Source organism: Variovorax sp. ISS6, assembly GCF_056523145.1.
Window position 1 is genome coordinate 285079 of record NZ_JAWRZC010000001.1, and the last position, 18338, is coordinate 303416.

Genomic DNA, 18338 nt, shown 5'->3' on the forward strand with positions numbered 1-18338 from the left:
CGCGGTGGCGTGGCGCGACGGCGCTACGCCACCGTGCTCAGCAGGGCCGCATTGCCGCCCGCGGCCGCCGTGTTGACCGTCACGGTCTGCTCGGCGCAGAAGCGCGGCAGGTAGTTCGGCCCGCCCGCCTTGGGCCCGGTGCCGCTGAGCCCTTCGCCGCCGAAGGGCTGCACGCCGACCACCGCGCCGATGATGTTGCGGTTGACGTAGACATTGCCCACGTGGGCACGCACGGCCAGCGCCTGGGCGCGCGAATCGATGCGCGTCTGGATGCCGAGCGTGAGGCCATAGCCGAGCGCGTTGATGCGCTCGATCACCTCGGCCGGATCGCTCAGCGCGCCCGAGCCCCAGCGCACGATCTGCAGCACGGGGCCGAAGATCTCGCTGCGCACGTCCTCGATGGCACCCACTTCATAGGCCGCCGGCGCGATCAGGGTGGACGATGCATCGTCAGTCGCAGCGGGCGCCAGCACGCGCTTCGCTTCGCGGTCCAGCCGCGCCAGATGGCGGCGGATGTTGTCGGCCGCCTCGCGGTCGATCACCGGGCCGATATCGGTCGCGAGCAGCGCGGGGTCGCCGGCCGACAGCTCGGCCGCCGCGCCGCGGATCATCTCGATCGTGCCGTCGGCGATGCCCTCGTGCAGCACCAGGAGCCGCAGCGCCGAGCAGCGCTGGCCGGCCGAGCGGAAGGCGCTCTGCACGACGGCATCGGCCACCTGCTCGGGCAGCGCGCTCGAGTCGACCAGCATCGCGTTGACGCCGCCGGTCTCGGCGATCAGGGGGACGATCGGACCGTCCTTGCCCGCCAGCGCGCGATGGATGATCTTCGCCACCTGCGTCGAGCCGGTGAACACCACGCCGGCCACGCCGGGCGCGGCCACCAGCGCGGCGCCCACGGTCTCGCCGGGGCCATGCAGCAGCTGCAGCGCGTCGGCCGGAATGCCCGCCGCATGCAGCAGCGCGACCGCTTCGCGCGCGATGGCCGGCGTCTGCTCGGCGGGCTTGGCGAGCACGGTGTTGCCGGTGGCGAGCGCGGCCGCGACCTGGCCCGTGAAGATGGCCAGCGGGAAGTTCCACGGGCTGATGCAGACCCAGGGTCCGCGCGCGGTGAGCCGCAGCTCGTTGCGCTCGCCGGTCGGGCCGGGCAGCAGCACCGGCTGCATCAGGCGCTCGGCCTCGTCGGCGTAGTAGCGCAGGAAGTCGATCGCCTCGCGCACCTCCGACACCGCGTCGCCCCAGGTCTTGAAGGCTTCCTTGACGAGCAGCGCGCACAGGCGCGGCAGTTGCGCCTGGAAGGCATCGGCCGCGCGGCGCAGCGCGGCGGCGCGCGTTGCCACCGGCGTGTTGCGCCAGGCGCGGAAGGCCGTCGCGCTCGCGGCCACGGCGCGCGCGGCGCTCGCGGGATCGGCCTCGGGCACGACCGGCACCGCGGTCGCGGCCAGCGCCGCGAACAGCGGCGCGCGCATGGCGTCGACCGTGAGGTCGAGCCCGTCGCTGTTGCGCCGCGCGGGCGCCGGGCCGTAGAGCAGCGGCGGCAGCGGCAGTTGCGGGCTCTCGCGCTCCAGCCACAGCGGCGAGACCAGCAGCGTGGCGATGGGCACGCCGGGGTCGCCGAGCTGGTTGACGAAGGAGGAGTTGGCGCCGTTCTCGAGCAGGCGGCGCACCAGGTAGGCCAGCAGGTCCTTGTGGCGGCCGACCGGCGCATACACGCGCACCGAGGCGCCGGTGTGCTTCATGACCTCGCGGTAGACGCCCTCGCCCATGCCGTGCAGCCGCTGCAGCTCGAACGGCGCGCCCTGGCGCTGCGCCATCTGCAGGATGGCCGCGATGGTGCCCGCGTTGTGGGTGGCGAACTGCGGATAGATCGCGTCGGGCGCGGCCAGCAGCGCCCGGGCGCAGGCCAGGTAGCTGACGTCGCTGTGGTGCTTGTGGGTGAACACGGGGTAGTGCGGCAGGCCGAGTTCCTGCGCGCGCTTGATCTCGGCGTCCCAGTAGGCGCCCTTGACCAGCCGGCACATCAGCCGCAGGCCGTAGCGGCGCGCGATCGCGGTCACGTGCTCGATCAACTCGAGCGCGCGCGTCTGGTAGGCCTGCAGCGCGAGGCCGAAGCCACGCCATTGCGGATGCTCGGCGGCGACACGGGCCGCGAGCGCGTCGAACACGTCGAGCGAGAGCTCGAGCCGGTCGACCTCCTCGGCATCGATGGTGAGGTTGAGGTTGGCCGCGGCCGCGCGCTCGCACAGCAGCCACACGCGCGGCACCAGCTCGCGCAGCACGCGCTCGCGCTGCGCGTCCTCGTAGCGCGGATGCAGCGCGCTGAGCTTGATCGAGATGCCGTCGTTGCGCTCGGGCGCGGCGGTGGGATCGGCGCCCTGGGCGATCGCGGCGATGGCGCAGGTGTAGCTCTCGAGGTAGCGCAGGGCGTCCTCGTCGGTGCGCGCGCCCTCGCCGAGCATGTCGTAGCTGAAGCACAGGGCGGACTGCTTGCGGTGCGCGGCACGGGCCTCGTCCATCGCCTCGGCGATGGTCTGGCCCAGCACGAACTGCCGGCCCAGCAATTGCACCGCGCGCAGCGTGGCGGCGACCACGGTGCGCGCGCCGAGCCGGGCCATCAGGCCCGGCGGATGGTCGGCCTCGGGCAGGAAGCGCTTGGACATCGCGATCGCGGCCGACGACAGGCGCGACAGCGTGGAATCGGCCGCGCCCTCGAAATCGGCGCGGCCGAGCTGGTCGGCCGTGAGCGCGATGGCGGTCTCGGCATCGGGCACGCGCAGCAGCGCCTCGGCCAGCCGCATCAGCGCGAGGCCTTCGGCGCTCGAGATCGGGTATTCGCGCAGCAGGCTCTCCATGGCCCAGAACGGCGGCGGATGGTCGCGCACCGCCTGCACCCAGGGCGTGGCGACGGTCGAGGCCGCGGTCCAGTCGAGCGCACCCTCGAGCAGGGCGAGTCGATGGGCGACGACCTCGGTCTCGGGTCGGTAGGGGTCGGGCAGGCGCATGTCTTCTCCTTGGTTGGATTGGCTATGGTCCATGCCTTGATGGCGAATCTTTCACCAAAATTCGACGTCAATTCCGGATAATTCACCAGAACCCTTGCCATCCCACATTCCATGACCGACCTGGACCGCGTCGATCTCCGGCTGCTGAAGATTCTTCAGGAAGACGGCCGCATCACCAACCTCAAGCTGGCCGAGGCGGTGGCGCTGTCGCCGACGGCGGTGCTCGCGCGCGTGCAGCGGCTCACGCGCGAGGGTTTCATCCAGGGCTACGAGGCGCGGCTCGACGCCGAGCGGCTGGGCCGCGGCTTCACGGTCTTCGTCGAGGTGCTGCTGGACCGCACCACGCCCAACGTGTTCGACCAGTTCAAGGCCGCGGTGCAGGTGCGCGAGGAGATCGTCGAATGCCACATGGTGGCCGGCGGCTTCGACTACCTGCTGAAGACGCGCATGGCCGACATGGCGGCCTACCGCGACTTCGCGGGCACGGTGCTGTGGCAGCTGCCGGGCGTGCGCGAAACGCGCACCTACGCGGTGATGGAGGAAGTGAAGAGCAGCGCGCGGATCCCGCTCGGGATCTGAGCGCGGCCGCTCAGGCCGCCTTCTTCGGCCGGCCGCCGAAGATCGCCGTGCCGATGCGCACCATCGTGCTGCCCGCGCTGACCGCCGCCTCGAGGTCGGCGCTCATGCCCAGCGACAGGGTGTCGAGCGCGATGCCCGCGTCGCGGATCTGGTCGAACAGCGCCGTCGCGCGCAGGAACAGCGCGCGCTGGGCCTCGAAATCGGGCGCCGGCTCGGGGATCGCCATGATCCCGCGCAGCACCAGCTGTGGCAACGCCGCCACAGCGCGCGCCAGCGGCAGCGCCTCCTCGGGCGTCACGCCGGACTTGTTGGCGCCGCCGTCCACGTTGACCTGCAGGCAGACCTGCAGCGGCGGCAGGTGGGCCGGGCGCTGGGCCGAGAGACGCTCGGCGATCTTGAGCCGGTCGACGCTGTGCACCCAGTCGAACTGCTCGGCCACGGGCCGCGTCTTGTTGCTCTGCAGGGGGCCGATGCAGTGCCACTCGAGGTCCGCGCGCAGGTCGGCCAGCGCGGCGATCTTGTCCAGGCCTTCCTGCACGTAGTTCTCGCCGAAGGCCGCCTGGCCGGCGGCATGCGCCTCGCGCACCGCCTCGGGCCCGAAGGTCTTCGATACCGCCAGCAGCCGCACCGCGCCGGGCGCGCGGCCGGCGTCGGCGCAGGCCGTCGCGATCCGCTGCCGCACATGCTGGAGGTCGTCGCCAATCATCGTCATAATCGTCCAAATTCGTATCAAAACGTCACCGAAACCCGTTCGAGGAGCCCCGTGGACATCACCCAACTGCTCGCGTTCAGCGTCAAGAACAAGGCCTCCGACCTGCACCTGTCGGCCGGCCTGCCGCCGATGATCCGCGTTCACGGCGATGTGCGCCGCATCAATGTCGATGCGCTGGACCACAAGGCGGTGCACGCCATGGTCTACGACATCATGAGCGACACCCACCGCAAGCACTACGAGGAGTTCCTGGAAGTCGACTTCTCGTTCGAGATCGACGGCCTGGCGCGCTTCCGCGTCAACGCCTTCAACCAGGCGCGCGGGGCGGCCGCGGTGTTCCGGACCATCCCCTCGAAGATCCTCACGCTCGAGCAGCTGAATGCGCCGAAGATTTTCGGCGAACTCGCGCTCAAGCCGCGCGGCCTGGTGCTGGTGACCGGCCCCACGGGCTCGGGCAAGTCGACCACGCTGGCCGCGATGATCAACTACCTCAACGAGAACGAGTACGGCCACATCCTCACGGTGGAAGACCCGATCGAGTTCGTGCACGAGTCGAAGAAGTGCCTGATCAACCAGCGCGAGGTCGGGCCGATGACGCTGTCGTTCTCGAACGCGCTGCGCTCGGCGCTGCGCGAGGACCCCGACGCCATCCTGGTCGGCGAAATGCGCGACCTCGAGACCATCCGCCTCGCGATGACCGCGGCCGAGACCGGCCACCTGGTGTTCGGCACGCTGCACACCTCGTCGGCCGCCAAGACCATCGACCGGATCATCGACGTGTTCCCGGGCGAGGAGAAGGAGATGGTCCGCGCGATGCTGTCGGAGTCGCTGCAGGCGGTGATCTCGCAGACCCTGTGCAAGACCAAGGACGGGATGGGCCGCGTGGCGGCGCACGAGATCATGTTGGGCACGCCGGCCATCCGCAACCTGATCCGCGAGGCCAAGGTGGCGCAGATGTACTCCACCATCCAGACCGGCCAGGGCCAGGGCATGCAGACGCTGGACCAGAACCTCACGGACCTGGTGCGGCGCAATACGATCTCCGCCGCGGAAGCCCGCAGCAAGGCCAAGATCCCCGAAAACTTCCCCGGCTGAACCCCCAGCCCTCCGGAGCCCCCATCATGGAACGCGATCAAGCCAGCCAGTTCATCAACGACCTGCTCAAGCTCATGGTGAGCCGCAACGGCAGCGACCTGTTCATCACGGCCGACTTCCCGCCCGCGATCAAGGTCGACGGCAAGGTCACCAAGGTCTCGCAGCAGGCGCTGGGCGCGCAGCACACGCTGGCGCTCACGCGCTCGGTGATGAACGACCGCCAGACGGCCGAGTTCGAGCGCACCAAGGAGTGCAACTTCGCGATCTCGCCGACCGGCATCGGCCGCTTCCGCGTCAACGCCTTCGTGCAGCAGGGCAAGGTCGGCATGGTGCTGCGGACCATCCCGGCCAAGCTGCCGACCATCGACGACCTGGGCATGCCGCAGGTGCTCAAGGACGTGTCCATGACCAAGCGCGGCCTGTGCATCCTGGTGGGCGCCACCGGCTCGGGCAAGTCGACCACGCTGGCCGCGATGATCGACTGGCGCAACGAGAACTCCTTCGGCCACATCGTCACGGTGGAGGACCCGGTGGAGTTCGTGCACCCGCACAAGAACTGCGTGGTGACGCAGCGCGAGGTGGGCATCGACACCGACAGCTGGGAGGCGGCGCTCAAGAACACGCTGCGCCAGGCGCCCGACGTCATCCTGATGGGCGAGATTCGCGACCGCGAGACCATGGAGCACGCGGTGGCCTTCGCCGAGACCGGCCACCTCTGCATGGCCACGCTGCACGCCAACAGCGCCAACCAGGCACTCGACCGGATCATCAACTTCTTCCCCGAGGAACGCCGCGCCCAGCTCCTGATGGACCTGTCGCTGAACCTGCGCTCGCTGGTCTCGCAACGCCTGGTGCCGACCGAGGACGGCCTGGGCCGCGTGGCGGCGGTCGAGATCCTGCTGAACACGCCGCTGATCTCCGACCTGATCTTCAAGGGCGAGGTCGGCGAGATCAAGGAGATCATGAAGAAGAGCCGCAACCTCGGCATGCAGACCTTCGACCAGGCGCTGTTCGACCTGTTCGAGGGCCACGCGATCAGCTTCGAGGATGCGCTGCGCAACGCCGACTCGGCCAACGACCTGCGGCTGCAGATCAAGCTCAACAGCCAGCGCGCGCGCAGCACCGACCTGGCCGCGGGCACGGAGCACTTCGCGATCGTCTGAATTCGGGATCGGACAGCCGAACGCACGAGAAGGACAAAGCGCGCAGAAGTCGCAAAAGGAGAACCAAGAATTCTGGCTGTTCCTTCTGCGACTTCTGCGTAACCTTCGCGCCCTCTGCGTCCGGCTCTCCGCTTTCGCTTCGGTCAGTCGATCTGCCGCTGCCAGGCCGCGAACACGCCCGCCGCGAGCGCGACCACCGCGATCGCCGTGAAGCCGTCGAGCGAGGCCATGAAGGTGGCCTGCTGCTCGAGCGTGCGCCACAGGGTGCCGAGCGCCATCGCATGCGCCTCGCCGGCCGCATGGCCGAGCGCCGCGAAATTCCGCGTCAGCCCCTCGAGCGCCTGCATGAAGCCCGCGTTGCCGGCGTTGGCCGATTCGGCGAGCCGGGTCTCGTGCAGCGCGAGCCGGTGCTGCTGCAGCGCGATCACGCTCGAGGTGGCGAAGGAGATCGCGAGCTGCCGCACCAGGTTCTTGAGCCGGTAGCCGTGCGCGAAGTCCTCGGCCGCGAAGGGCCGGAAGGTGAGGTTCGCGACCGGCAGCACCACGAACAGCATCAGCAGGCCGCGCAGCAGCAGCGGGCCGACCAGTGCCTCGCGCCCCGACTGCGGCGTGACGCGCGCGAGCCAGGCGGACGCCAGCGCGGCGATCGCGAAGCCCGCGACGATCAGCCACTTCTTGCGCGCGAGGCGCGCCGAGTAGCGCAGGTAGACGAACACCAGCAGCCCGGTGGCGAGCGACATCGCGCCCGTGAAGTAACCGGTGTTGCCCACGCTGAAGCCGAGCCCGCCCTCCATCAGCCGCGGCAGCAGGTAGCTGAAGCCGGTCGACAGGTAGTAATAGACGACGTAGAGCGCCAGCCCGACGCGAAAGCCCGGCTGCCGCAGCGCATGCAGCCGCACCAGCGGCGCGGGATGGTGCCACTGGTGCCAGCCGAACCAGGCGAGCCCAGCGAGGCCGGCCAGCGCCAGCCCCACGAGCGCGGGCGAACCGGTGAACAGCTCGAAGTGGGTGCGCGTGAGCACCACCTGCAGCGCCGCCTGCGCCAGCGCGAACACCAGGTAGGGCGCATGGTGCGGCGCGGTGCGCTCGTGCGGCTCCACGTCGCCGAGGTCGGGCAGCGCCCACAGCACCAGCAGGCCGATCAGCACCGCCGCCGGCACGGTGCAGCCGAACAGCCAGCGCCAGTCGAAGTTCGAGACCATGAAGGCACCCGCCACCGGCGCCAGCGCGCCGCCGAAAACGATCAGCACCATGAAGGCCTTGAGCGCCCTGGCGCGGCGCTCGGCCGGCATGCCGATCTGGATCAGGATGCGGCAGGCGCCGAGCATAGGCCCGACGAAGTAGCCCTGCGCGCCACGCGCCAGCGCGAGCTGGGTGGAACTGTCGGACCAGGCGGCGCCGAGGCCGCCCGCGGCGAAGGCAAACATGCACAGCGCGAGGTAGCGGCGGTAGCCGAGCCGCTCGATCCACGCATGCTGCTGCAGGATGCCGAGCACCGCGCCCAGCGCGTAGGCGCTCGAGGCCCACACCAGTTCGTCGGGCGAGGCGTTGACGCCGCCCGCGATGTAGCTGGCGAAGAACGCGAACAGCGCGTTGTCGAAGTAGTCGACCGCCGTGACCAGCCCGATCGCCCAGGGCATCCACGCCACGGCCGAGAGGCCGCGCGGATGCCGGGCGAGGGCCGGTGCGTTCATGACGCCGGGCGCTCCGCGCGCCGCTGCGCGAGGGCCTCCTCCACCGGTTCGCCGGCCAGCCGGCGTTCGACGTAGTCGAGGTCGCGGCGCAGCTGGGCCTGGAGGGCCGCGGCTTCCTTGAGCTCGCGGCGCACCTGGGCCACACGCGCATCGAGCGTGGCGAGCTGCGCGCCCAGCGTCTCGCGCAGCGACTTGAGCGAGGCATTCGACAGCCGCGGCCGGCCGCCCTCGGCCGGCGCCTCCATCGGCTGGCGCAGCATCTCGGTGATGGTGGTGAGCGAGAAGCCCAGCGAGCGCATGCGCAGCACGCGCGCCAGCCGCTCGAGGTCGGCCGGTTCGTAGAGCCGGTAGCGGCCCTCGCTGCGCACCGGCACCACGATGCCCAGTTCCTCGTAGTACTTGAGCGTGCGCGGCGTCACGCCGAGCTGCGCCGCGGCATCGCGAACGGTGAGGGACTTGGGCGGGGGGGCCGGGGAGCTCATGGGGCGATTCTACTCCAACGTGTACGTTTACGTACATGTTTGGGCCGGCACGGCCATGTCCCCCGAGTACAGGCTGTCGCCGAATGGCTTTAAGCTCGGGCCCATGAGCAGCATCAACCCCCGCACCTACGAATCCGTTCCCGCGCAGACCGTCGCCTTCCTGGGCCTCGGCGTCATGGGCGGGCCGATGGCCGGCCACCTGGCCAAGGCCGGCCACGGCGTCACGGTCTACAACCGCACCGAGGCCAAGGCCCGGGCCTGGGTCGACGAGTTCGGCGCCCCCGGCCGCCATGCCGCCACGCCGCGCGAAGCGGTGGCCGGCGCCACCATCGTGTTCTGCTGCGTCGGCAACGACGACGACCTGCGCTCGGTGGTGCTCGGCGACGACGGCGCCTTCGCCGGCATGACGAAGGGCGCGGTCTTCGTCGACCACACGACCGCCTCGGCCGACGTGGCGCGCGAGCTCTCCAGGGCCGCGCTCGAACGCGGCCTGCAGTTCATCGACGCGCCGGTGTCGGGCGGCCAGGCCGGCGCCCAGAACGGCGCGCTCACCGTGATGTGCGGCGGCGACGCGGCCGCCTTCGATCGCATCAAGCCGGTGGCCGCGGCCTTCGCGCGCGCGGTCACGCTGCTCGGCGAGAGCGGCGCGGGCCAGCTCGCGAAGATGGTCAACCAGATCGCGATCGCGGGCCTGGTGCAGGGCCTGTCGGAGGCCATTGCCTTCGGCCAGCGCGCGGGGCTCGACATGCGGGCGGTGCTCGAGGTCATCGGCAAGGGTGCCGCCCAGAGCTGGCAGATGGACAACCGCGGCAAGACCATGATCGAGGGCAAGTTCGACTTCGGCTTCGCGGTCGACTGGATGCGCAAGGACCTCGGCCTGGTGCTCGACGAGGCCAAGCGCAATGGCGCGCGCGTGCCCGTGACCGCGCTGGTCGACCAGTTCTATGCCGACGTGCAGCAGTCGGGCGGCACGCGCTGGGACACCTCGAGCCTGATCACGCGGCTGAAGTAGCAAGCCCCTGGCTCACCCGGAAACGAACAAGGCCCCGTCGAGGGGCCTTGTTCGTTGGCGGGCGGAAAGACTTCAGCGGATCGGGCTGGTCGTCACGCCACCGGCCGGCGCGGGCGCCGGTGCCGGCAGCGGCTCCATCGGCGGCAGCGGCACGCGCGACGAGGTGCCGGGCTGCGGCTGCGAAGCCGGCGCCACGGGCGCGGGCGCGGACACGCCGGTGCCGCCGCGCTGCGCGCCGCTCAGGTCGGCCTCGCTCACCACCTCGACCACGCGCACCACCTTCTGCACGCCGGTCACGCTGCGCACCACCTCGGTCGCGCGGTCGGTCTCGCGGCGCGTGGCGATGCCCATCAGGTAGACCGTGCCGCGCTCGGTCACGACCTTGAAGGAGTTGGCGAAGATGTCCTTGGCATCGAGCAGCGAGGCCTTGACCTTGCCGGTGATGTAGAGGTCGTTGGAGCGGTCCTGGAAGGTGCTGGGCGCGCCCAGCGTGATTTCGTTGACCACCGAGCGCACGTTGTCGGCGCCGCGCACCACCTCCTCGACGCGGCGGCGGTCGGCCTCGTTGCCCACCGCGCCGGTCAGCAGCACCTGGCGGTTGTAGCTGGTCACGCTGACGTACATCTGGTCGTTGGCGATGTCGCGCACGCGGGCCGCGGCGCGCAGTTCGATGCCCTGATCGTCGAGCTGCGCGCCCGAGCTGCGGCGGTCGGTCGCCACCATGCCCACGCCCACCGCCGCCGCGCCGCCGACCACCAGCGGCACGCAGGCCGAGAGGCCCGCGACCAATGCCGCACCCGAGGCGAGTGCGAATACGAGGCGGTGCATGGCGCGAGGCGTCGAGGCGGTCTTCTGCATGTGTGATTTCCCTGGAATGGAGGTGCGAGACGGGCGCTGCCGCGAGGCCCTGGCCCGGGTTCGCGGCGAGTTTAGCCCAGCGGATTTGCCGCTCCGTTACGGCTTGTTGGTAGAAATGAAGACGGCCGCGGAGTTCCCGAGGGAACGGCGCGGCCCGCGCCGGATGCGGCCGCCGCCGCTTCTTCAGTTCGTCTTCAGCTCACGGCTTTGCGAGCGACAGCAGGAACACCTGCTGCGTCGGATCGCGCTGCAGCCGCTGCGCGTTGCGCGTGCTGGCGAACGCCACCTGCCCGCCCGCGGTCACGGGCCAGGTGTTGTTGCCGCGGGCCATCAGCAGGGTGCCGGGCTCCCAGCCGCTGTCGGGGCGGAACACCGCGGTCATCACGCGCCAGCGCCAGTCGGCCGAGCGCGAGTCGTACCAGACCGCGCGCACCGCACCGTCGGCATCGACGCCCAGGCGCGGCCGCTCGCTCATGGTCTTGTCGTCGGCGCCGACCACCACCGGCGCCGCGAAGGACCTGCCGCCGTCGCCCGAGACCGCGGCGCGCACCGAGAGGTTGCGCCCGCTCGCGGCGAGCTCCTTGCTCTCCCAGACCGCGACCAGCTCGCCCTTGGCGCCGAACGCGATCTGCGGATGGCGGTCGGCGCGGTCCGAGGTGCCGATCTCGGCCGGCTTCGCGGCCCAGGCGCCACCGGCTTCGCGCACCAGCACCTGCACCTGCCAGTCGTCGGGCGTGGTGCCCTCGCCGTAGCTCGCGGCGCCGGTCCACAGCGGATCCTTGTCGCTGCGGTCGTCCTGCCAGGCCACGGCGACGCGGCCGTCGGCCGCCACCGCCACCGAGGGCAGCACCGAGGCCGGATAGCGCGGGGTGCGCGTGTCGCTGGCGATGCCCGGATCGGTCACCTTGCCGGCGGCCGACAGGTTGCGCGGCTGGACATCGGTGCCGATCTCCTGCGCCATGATGTCGAAGGCCTGATGGGCCGCGATCTCCTGCCATGCGAGCACGGGCTTGCCGCCGGCCGACAGCGCGATCGCCGGATGCTCGGCGCGTCCCTCGACCGCGCGCACGGTCACGGTGGCGTCCCAGTTGGCGCCGCCGTCGGCCGAATGCCGCAGCTTGATCTCGGGCCGGTGCGGCACCTGCACCGCGTCCTCCTCCCAGGCCACCCAGACCTCGTTGCCGCGCGCGGCCACGCGCGGAAAGCGCGCCTGGCCCTGGCCGCTGAGCGTGCGGCCCGCGTCGCGCCACACGCCCTTGGCATCGCGCTGGCGATAGACCACGGTGCTGCTCGAGGCGCCATGCAGCTCGGCCACGAAGTGCAGCGCGCCGTCGGCGACCGCGATGTCGGGGAAGCCCGCGAAGCCGCCGCGCGCACCCGCCACGCGCAGCGCGCCGTCCTCGGTGCCGGCATCGGCGGGAATCGGCGTCGCGGGCTTGGCCTCGACCGGCGCGGGCGAGACGAAGATCGGCGACACGGTGGCCTTGACCTCGTCGACCGACACCGGCGCCCAGGGCTGCGGCGTGCTCATGCCGCGCACCTCGGCGCGGTACCAGTCGGGCTTGTCGCCGGCAGCGATGTCGACGATGAAGCTCTCGGCATCGGTCTTCGGCTTGAAGCTCTTGAGCGGGCCGGCGCTCTTGCCGGGCGCGCGGTAGACGAACACGTCCAGGCCCGCGGCGCGGCGCACGTCGATGCGCAGGTGGCCGGCGGTGCCGGCCGGCACGAACACCTCGTCGCCGCCGATCGCGGTGTAGCCGCCGCCGCGCAGGTCGGTGGCGATCGAGACGAAGGGACCGTTCGGGTCGTACGAGAGGCTGGTGTGGCCGCGCTGCAGCGCCTGCACGATGGCGCGCTCGTTGTAGGCCCTGGACAGCAGCTGCGTGGCCGGCATGCCGGGGTTCGAGATCGGATAGACCGTGCCCTCGCCGTCCCACAGCTCGCGCATGTGGCTGTCGCTCGCGCCCGCGATGCCGAAGCGGAAGCCCGCGTTCCACAGCTTCTCGGCATAGGCGTCGGCCAGCACGGTCTCGGGGCTCGGCGTGCCGTTCCAGGTCTCGACCAGGTCCACGCCCTGCACGTTGGCATAGGCATTGAACGAGCCGTCGGCATTGGTCTCGCCGTCGTTGGGATGCGCCACGGTCCAGTTCGCGCCCTGGCTGTGCGCGTCCCAGATCGACTGCTGCAGGTGCGTGAAGGGCTGGCGGTCGGCGCGCGCGGCGCCCTGCACGATCGAATCGACGCCGCCCTGCACCGTGGCGTGCGGGCTGCCGTTGGCTTCCTCGCCGCGCACCAGCAGCAGCGAGGGCGACTCCCAGTTCCAGTCGTAGTGCTGGTCGTAGGTGCGGTGGTCGGTCAGCGGCATGAACTCCAGGCCCATGCGCGTGCCCTGCCCGATCTGGTCGGCGATGCCGGTGTTGCCCGGACCCTTGTCGTCGTTGAGCTGGCGCGCCGCGCTGCCGTCGGACGAGTGGTCGTCGTGCACGTGCGTGTCGCCCTTGAGCCAGGTGCCGGCGGGGATCGACGGCGCGGCTTGCGTGAACTTCGCGGCGATGCGCTGCGCGGCCTTCACGGTCACGACGCAGCGCGTGTCGCCGCCCTCGCACGAGGTGCCCTGCCAGCCCGCGAACACGAAGCCGTGCGCGGGCGTGGCGTTGAGCGTGACGGTGCTGCCTTCGGCGTAGTCGGCGCTGGCGCCGGTGCAGCTGCCGGGGCCGCAGGCCAGCCTGGCGTCGAGCGATTCGACGTCGCCGCTGCCCTCGACCGCGAGCGACAACGCGAAGCTCGCGGGCTGCGTGCCGCCGTCCTGGCCGTTGTCGCCTTGCGCGGGACCGCCGCCCGAGGGCGGCGCGAAGCCGAAGAAGCCGCCGCCACCACCGCTGCCGCCGCCGCAGGCACTCAGTGCCAGCACGCAGACGGCGCTCAGGGTGGCCAGCGCGGCGCGTGGCGTGCGGCGCGTGGAAGGGGCCGATGACAGCCTGCCGCGGACCGCGGGCAGGGAGGGAAAGTTCGGGAGTTTCATGGGGGGCGGCGCGCCGGAGAGTTGAGGAGCGAGCGCGCTCGGCCGCGATGCTAGGAAGCCGTCATGTCAAACACATGAACTTTGCTCAACACATTTATGAAATCATTCTGAGAAAAACTCAGGCCCCGGCGCAGCAAAACGCATACCCCCGCGCGCCGGGGAGCGTCATGCGTGAAGGGTTCAGCTCGACGGCGACAGCACGTCGCTGTCGGGATCGCCGAGCAGCTGCGCGTCCACGCCGTCGCACAGGCAATGCAGCGCGAGCAGGTGGATCTCGTGGATGCGCGCGCCGCGCTCGTGCGGCACGCTGATCTGCACGTCGGTCTCGCGCAGCGCGCGGCCGATCACGCCGCCGGTGCCCGGCGCGGCCGAGGCGCCCGCGTTGGCATTGCCGAGCAGCGCCACCACGGTCATGTCGCGCTCGTGCGCCGCGTGCACCGCCGCGAGCACCGGGGCCGACTGGCCGCTGACGCTGAGCGCGAGCAGCACGTCGCCGGCCTGGCCGAGCGCGCGCACCTGGCGCGCGAAGCGGTCGCCGTCGACGGCATTCGCGCCGTCGGCCGCGGGATCGGTGCTGTCGCCGGGCAGCGCGATGGCCGCGAGCTCGGGCCGCTCGCGCTCGAAGCGGCCGACGAACTGCGAGGCGAACTGCGTGGCCAGCAGGCCCGACACGCCCGACCCGCAGGCCAGCACCTTGCCGCCGCTGGTCACGCACGCCAGGATCGCCTGCATCGCCTGCGAAATGGGTTTGCTCAGAATCGGGCCGGCCTGGTACTTGAGGTCGGCGCTGTCGATGAAGTGCTGCTGAATCCGTTGCTCGAGCATGGGGCGGGATGATAACTGCGGGCATCGCGGCCGAGCCGCGCCGCTCAGTCCGCGTCGAAGGCCGCGCGCAGCCAGGTGATGCGTTCCTCGACCAGCACCACGTCGAAACGGCACGGCGGCGGCTCGCGCAGACGCGCGAGATAGTGGCGTGCCGCGAACACGATGCGCCGCTGCTTGGCCGCGGTGATGCTGCCGGCCGCGCCGCCATGGCCGCCCGAGCTGCGCTGGCGCACCTCGACGAACACCAGCGTGCGGTCGCGCGGATCGCGCATGATCAGGTCGATCTCGCCGCCGCCGCGGCCCGGCGTCCGATAATTGCGCGCGACCAGCCGCAGCCCCGCGCGTTCCAGGTGCGCCAATGCGGCGTCCTCGGCCGCGTCGCCGCGGCCCTTGGTCGTGACGGCCGATGCCGTCGTCGTGGTCTTCATGACCGCTCCCTGTTCCCGTTTGTTCTTGTGTCGACGTCCCTCGGAGAAAAGCGCTTGGCCTCACTCGCACCCGCCTCTTTCGGTGCCGCCCTCGGGGCCGCGCGCGACGCCGCCGGTGCGCAGCATTATCCGCAGGGCACCCTCTACGTGGTCGCCACGCCGATCGGCAACCTGGCCGACATCACGCTGCGCGCGCTGCACGTGCTGCAACTGGTCGACGCCATCGCCTGCGAGGACACGCGCCACACGCAGAGCCTGCTGCGTGCCTACGGCATCGACCGCCCCGGCGCGCAATTGCTCGCGCTGCACCAGCACAACGAGGCCGAGGCCGCGCAGGCCGTGGTCGCGCGGCTCGCGCAGGGCGAGCGCATCGCCTACGTCAGCGACGCCGGCACGCCGGGCGTGAGCGACCCCGGCGCGCGGCTGGTGGCCGCGGTGCATGCCGCCGGCCTGCGCGCGCTGCCGCTGCCGGGCGCGAGCAGCGTCACCACGCTGGTCGGCGCGGCCGGGCTGGTCTCCGATGGCAGTGGCGACAGCGCGAGCAGCGCCTTCGTGTTCGCGGGCTTCCTGCCTAGCAAGGCCGGCGAGCGCGACAGCGCCGTGCAGACGCTCGCGCACGAGCCGCGCGCCGTGGTGCTGCTCGAGGCCCCGCACCGCATCGAGCCGCTGGCGCGCGCGCTGGCCGTGCTCGGCGAGCGCCGCGTCACCGTGGGCCGCGAGCTCACCAAGCAGTTCGAGGAGATCGCGACGCTGGCGGCCAGCGCCCTGCCCGGCTGGTTCGCGGCCGAGCGCGACCGCACGCGCGGCGAGTTCGCGCTGGTGCTGCATCCGGTGGCGGTGGCGGCCGACGACGGCGCCGAGGGCGAGCGCGTGCTACGCCTCCTGCTGGCCGAGCTGCCGGTGAAGACCGCCGTGAAGCTCGCGGCCGAGATCACGGGCGCGCCGCGCAACACGCTCTACGACATGGCGCTGCGCATCCGCAACGCGTCGGACGAAGACGCCAACTAAGCGCGCTTCTTGAACAGCGCCGAGGCCCCGCTCGCCGTAGCCACCTCGGCGGCCGCCTGCATCAGCGTGGGCCCGAGCGTCTCCATGCGCTGCGCCGTCAGCCGCACCGCGGGGCCGGCGATGGTGATGACGCCGATCGCCGGGCCGGACGGACCGAAGACCGGTGCCGCCATCGCGGTCATGCCCGGTGCGAACACCTCGTTGATCAGGCTGAAGCCGCGCTGGCGCGCCGCCTTCACGTAGACCATCACGGCCTTGAGCGTGGTCGGCGCCTTGGGACCGAAGTCCTCGGGCTTGCCCAGGCCCTTCTTCGCGACCAGCGCCATCGCGTCGTCCTCGGGCAGGGTCGAGAGCCAGGCATGGCCGGCCGCGCTGCACGACAGCGCCACCGACAGGCCCATGTCCGGGTCGTAGCGCAGGCCGTGGGTCGCGCCCTGGGCCTTGGCCACGAAGGTGAGTTCGTCGCCGTCGACCACCGCGAGGCGCACCAGTTCGCCGGTGGCCTTGGCGAGCTGGTCGAGCAGCGGCTGCGCGACGTCGACCACGCCCGAGTTGCTGAGGAACGAGAGGCCGATCGACACCAGCTTGATGGTCAGCACGTAGTGGCCGTCGCGCTGCTCCTGCCGCACGTAGCCGTAGCGGATCAGTTCCGTCAGCAGGCGGTGCGAGGCGCTCAGCGGGATCTGCAGATCGCCCGCCAGCAGGGACAGGGGCACGCCCTCGGGATGGGACGCCAGATATTCCAGCACCCTGAAGCTGCGTCCCAGCATTTCGCTCATGTCAGTACTCCCGGTTCATGTCGCGGACCGATGCGACAGGCGAACTCTAGCAGAACAAGGGAAGGGATTTCCATAGTGGAAAGATTTTCCGATTCAACACAGAATCCGCTCCATCGCTTCGGCCCTGCCGACTTCCGTCCCTCCCTGGAGCCCTTCCGTGAAACTTCTCCGCACCTTCGCCCTCGCCAGCCTCTGCATCGGCCTCGCCGCGCCCGCCCTGGCGCAGCAGGAACGCACCATCCGCTTCGGCCACCTCAACAACACCGACCATCCGGTGAGCCTGGGCGTGAAGCGCTTCGCCGAGCTGCTCGCGGCCAAGAGCGGCGGCAAGATGAAGGTGCAGGAGTACCCGGCCAACCAGCTCGGCAACGAGATGCAGCAGCAGTCGGCGCTGCAGGGCGGCGTTCAGCAGATGTCGGCGCCCGCGACCACCTCGCTCGCGGGCATCGTCAAGGAGTTCGGCCTGGTCGACTTCCCGTTCGCGGTCGCCAGCTTCGAGCAGGCCGACCAGCTGCTCGACGGGCCGCTGGGCCAGGCGCTGATCGCCAAGCTGCCCGAGAAGGGCCTGGTGGCGCTCGGCTACTGGGACCTGGGCTTTCGCAACGTGACCAACAGCAAGCACCCGATCGCCAGGGCCGAGGACCTGCAGGGCCTGAAGATCCGCGTGATCCCGAACCCGGTGTTCCTCGACACCTTCAAGGCCTTCAAGGCCAACCCGGTGCCGATGCCCTTCGCCGAGCTCTACGGCGCGCTCGAGTCGAAGGCGGTCGACGGCCAGGAGAACCCGTTCGCCGTGATCCTGTCGAACAAGTTCTACGAGGTGCAGAAGTTCGTGAGCGCGACCAACCACGTGTACGCGGCCAACATCGTGCTCGTGAGCAGGAAGTTCTGGGACCAGCTCTCGCCGACCGAGCAGAAGTGGATGCGCGAGGCCGCCGACGAGGCGCGCGGCTACCAGCGCCAGGCCAGCCGCGCCGCGGCGCAGAAGGCCGTGGGCGAGCTGCAGGCCAAGGGCGCGCAGTTCAACGAGGTGGCGCCGAAGGAGCAGGTGCGCATGCGCGAGATCGCGCAGCCGGTGATCGACAAGTTCGCGGCCCAGTACGACCCCTCCATCGTCAAGCTCTACAACGACGAGCTCGCGCGCATCCGCGGCGGCAAGCAGTGAGTGCAAGGGAACCGCGAGCATCCATCATGAAGTTCCTCGTCCTGCACGGCCCCAACCTCAATCTCTTCGGCCGCCGCGAGCCGCACATCTACGGCCGCACCACCCTGGCGGAGATCGACGCGCGCATCGACAAGCTCGCGCGCGAGCTCGACATCACGGTGGCGACGATCCAGTCCAACCACGAAGGCGCGCTGGTCGACTTCCTGCACCAGCACATCGACGAGGCGCAGGGCGCGCTGGTCAATCCCGCGGGCCTCACGCAGCACGGCGTGCCGCTGCACGACGCGATCAAGGCCATGCCGTTCCCGACCATCGAGGTCCACATGTCGAACATCGCGGCGCGCGAGGCCTGGCGCGCGCACTCGATCATCTCGCCGGCCGTGCGCGGCACGGTGCAGGGGCTCGGTCCGCAGTCCTATCTCGCGGCGCTGCGCGCGCTGGTCGAGATCGTGCGCGACGCCAGGCAGTGAGCCCGCGCGTGCGCCCGTGCACGGCGCACGCCCCCCGACCGGATTGA

General features: G+C 70.9%; 16 protein-coding genes. 7 read left to right on the forward strand and 9 right to left on the reverse strand.

What is annotated here, in order from left to right; genetic code table 11:
- Positions 1-23: 23 nt before the first annotated feature.
- Complete coding sequence (locus AC1HIL_RS01300) at positions 24-2999, reverse strand: L-glutamate gamma-semialdehyde dehydrogenase (protein ID WP_479670973.1); 2976 nt, start codon at positions 2997-2999, stop codon at positions 24-26.
- A 111-nt stretch (positions 3000-3110) separates the two neighbouring features.
- On the opposite strand from AC1HIL_RS01300, the gene AC1HIL_RS01305 reads away from it, so the two are divergent.
- Positions 3111-3578, forward strand: a complete 468-nt coding sequence (locus AC1HIL_RS01305; protein ID WP_057594014.1) for an Lrp/AsnC ligand binding domain-containing protein — start codon at positions 3111-3113, stop codon at positions 3576-3578.
- Positions 3579-3588: 10 nt separating this feature from the next.
- Here the strand turns inward: AC1HIL_RS01305 and AC1HIL_RS01310 are convergent, their stop codons facing one another.
- On the reverse strand, positions 3589-4290 hold the full coding sequence (locus AC1HIL_RS01310) for a YggS family pyridoxal phosphate-dependent enzyme (protein ID WP_479670974.1): 702 nt from the start codon (positions 4288-4290) through the stop codon (positions 3589-3591).
- A 51-nt stretch (positions 4291-4341) separates the two neighbouring features.
- Here AC1HIL_RS01310 and AC1HIL_RS01315 point away from each other — a divergent pair, with 51 nt between their 5' ends.
- Both AC1HIL_RS01315 and AC1HIL_RS01320 read left to right on the forward strand, forming a co-directional pair.
- Entirely contained in the window at positions 4342-5385 is a 1044-nt protein-coding gene (locus AC1HIL_RS01315) for a type IV pilus twitching motility protein PilT (protein ID WP_057594012.1), read from the forward strand.
- A gap of 26 nt (positions 5386-5411) precedes the next feature.
- Positions 5412-6548 carry a PilT/PilU family type 4a pilus ATPase gene (locus AC1HIL_RS01320; RefSeq protein ID WP_057594011.1) on the forward strand — a complete coding sequence of 379 codons (1137 nt, stop codon included), beginning with the start codon at positions 5412-5414 and terminating at the stop codon, positions 6546-6548.
- Positions 6549-6691: 143 nt separating this feature from the next.
- Here AC1HIL_RS01320 and AC1HIL_RS01325 read toward each other — a convergent pair whose 3' ends face one another.
- Together AC1HIL_RS01325 and AC1HIL_RS01330 are read right to left on the reverse strand one after the other, a co-directional pair.
- Positions 6692-8242 carry an MFS transporter gene (locus tag AC1HIL_RS01325; protein ID WP_479670975.1) on the reverse strand — a complete coding sequence of 517 codons (1551 nt, stop codon included), beginning with the start codon at positions 8240-8242 and terminating at the stop codon, positions 6692-6694.
- Positions 8239-8724, reverse strand: a complete 486-nt coding sequence (locus tag AC1HIL_RS01330) for a MerR family transcriptional regulator (RefSeq protein ID WP_296796227.1) — start codon at positions 8722-8724, stop codon at positions 8239-8241. The genes AC1HIL_RS01325 and AC1HIL_RS01330 overlap by 4 nt, the downstream gene beginning before the upstream one ends.
- A gap of 103 nt (positions 8725-8827) precedes the next feature.
- On the opposite strand from AC1HIL_RS01330, the gene AC1HIL_RS01335 reads away from it, so the two are divergent.
- Complete coding sequence (locus tag AC1HIL_RS01335; protein WP_479670976.1) at positions 8828-9736, forward strand: NAD(P)-dependent oxidoreductase; 909 nt, start codon at positions 8828-8830, stop codon at positions 9734-9736.
- Between the two features lie 72 nt (positions 9737-9808).
- Here the strand turns inward: AC1HIL_RS01335 and AC1HIL_RS01340 are convergent, their stop codons facing one another.
- The 4 genes from AC1HIL_RS01340 to AC1HIL_RS01355 form a co-directional block, all read right to left on the reverse strand.
- Positions 9809-10564, reverse strand: a complete 756-nt coding sequence (locus AC1HIL_RS01340; RefSeq protein ID WP_057594035.1) for a BON domain-containing protein — start codon at positions 10562-10564, stop codon at positions 9809-9811.
- 229 nt (positions 10565-10793) lie between these two features.
- On the reverse strand, positions 10794-13616 hold the full coding sequence (locus tag AC1HIL_RS01345) for a CehA/McbA family metallohydrolase (RefSeq protein WP_479670977.1): 2823 nt from the start codon (positions 13614-13616) through the stop codon (positions 10794-10796).
- A gap of 180 nt (positions 13617-13796) precedes the next feature.
- Positions 13797-14441 (reverse strand): SIS domain-containing protein, encoded by a 645-nt coding sequence (locus AC1HIL_RS01350; protein WP_057594006.1) that lies wholly within the window; start codon positions 14439-14441, stop codon positions 13797-13799.
- 44 nt (positions 14442-14485) lie between these two features.
- The gene (locus AC1HIL_RS01355; RefSeq protein WP_057594005.1) at positions 14486-14869 is read right to left on the reverse strand and encodes a YraN family protein; all 384 of its coding nucleotides are present in this window, start codon (positions 14867-14869) and stop codon (positions 14486-14488) included.
- Positions 14870-14923: 54 nt separating this feature from the next.
- On the opposite strand from AC1HIL_RS01355, the gene rsmI reads away from it, so the two are divergent.
- Positions 14924-15877, forward strand: coding sequence for a 16S rRNA (cytidine(1402)-2'-O)-methyltransferase (gene rsmI / locus AC1HIL_RS01360; RefSeq protein ID WP_479670978.1), 954 nt, complete (start codon positions 14924-14926; stop codon positions 15875-15877).
- On the opposite strand, the gene AC1HIL_RS01365 is transcribed toward rsmI, so the two are convergent.
- Positions 15874-16656, reverse strand: a complete 783-nt coding sequence (locus tag AC1HIL_RS01365) for an IclR family transcriptional regulator (RefSeq protein WP_057594003.1) — start codon at positions 16654-16656, stop codon at positions 15874-15876. The genes rsmI and AC1HIL_RS01365 overlap by 4 nt on opposite strands.
- A 157-nt stretch (positions 16657-16813) precedes the next feature.
- Here AC1HIL_RS01365 and AC1HIL_RS01370 point away from each other — a divergent pair, with 157 nt between their 5' ends.
- Entirely contained in the window at positions 16814-17821 is a 1008-nt protein-coding gene (locus tag AC1HIL_RS01370) for a TRAP transporter substrate-binding protein (protein ID WP_413762177.1), read from the forward strand.
- A gap of 26 nt (positions 17822-17847) precedes the next feature.
- Positions 17848-18291 (forward strand): type II 3-dehydroquinate dehydratase, encoded by a 444-nt coding sequence (locus AC1HIL_RS01375; protein WP_057594001.1) that lies wholly within the window; start codon positions 17848-17850, stop codon positions 18289-18291.
- Positions 18292-18338: the final 47 nt, after the last annotated feature.